The organism is Streptomyces sp. P17, assembly GCF_032436805.1.
In the GTDB taxonomy this organism is placed as follows: Bacteria; Actinomycetota; Actinomycetes; order Streptomycetales; family Streptomycetaceae; genus Streptomyces.
Map to the genome: position 1 here is coordinate 1 of NZ_JAVRBF010000234.1, position 701 is coordinate 701.

At 62.9% G+C, this 701-nt stretch carries 1 protein-coding gene; it reads right to left on the reverse strand.

All coding sequences use genetic code 11. The features are described 5' to 3' along the window. Window positions 1–62 precede the first annotated feature (62 nt). Window positions 63–536, reverse strand: coding sequence for a hypothetical protein (locus RMT89_RS40580; RefSeq protein ID WP_315888764.1), 474 nt, complete (start codon window positions 534–536; stop codon window positions 63–65). Window positions 537–701: the final 165 nt, after the last annotated feature.

A 701-nucleotide genomic window follows, 5' to 3' on the forward strand; every position in this document is an offset into this window, starting at 1 on the left:
GGCCGGGGCAATCGCGCAGATCGCCCGAAGGGCAGTCACAAGGGCTTTCCGATCAGCCGAGGTCATGCATCCCCCCGCAGCGGGCGCCATTCGAGCGACCAGCCACAGACGCGGCCGGCGTGGCCAGCATCGGTCAGCCAGTTGCCCATCCGCTCGCGTGGGGTCCGGCCGCGCCACGCCTTGCAGGTAAAGCCGTGAGTAAGGGCGAGCAGATGGATCAGCTCCTGATGGATCGGGCGGCCGTTCATCTCGACGGACGCGATATGGCCCTCAATCAGATCGGTCAGAACGAAGGTCACATGTTCGACATTGATGATCTCGACCGCCTGGGGAGCATGAGAGGCGCTGATGTGGATGGTGTCGCCAACCAGAACCGGGGCGGCAACACCGGGCCGCCAGATCATCGTCATATCGCCGCCTGTAAGGCCCCGTTCAAATGTCGAGGGCATGACAAACAAATTTTCCATCACCACCACATCCACAAGATGATCCCGGCCCAGAACAGCACCGAGAGAAAAAGCGCCGGCAGGATCCACCAGCCATGCGGAAATTCTCGCCCGCTCATGCCCGGACCTTTCGCAGCTCGGTGCCGAGCGTGTTGCAGACCTGTCGCCAGTCGGCCGAGGTCAGCCGGTCAAGCGGTTTGAGGTCGCGTAAGATCAGTCCCACGCGCGAGCGGAACGGGCCAAGATCCAGAAGGC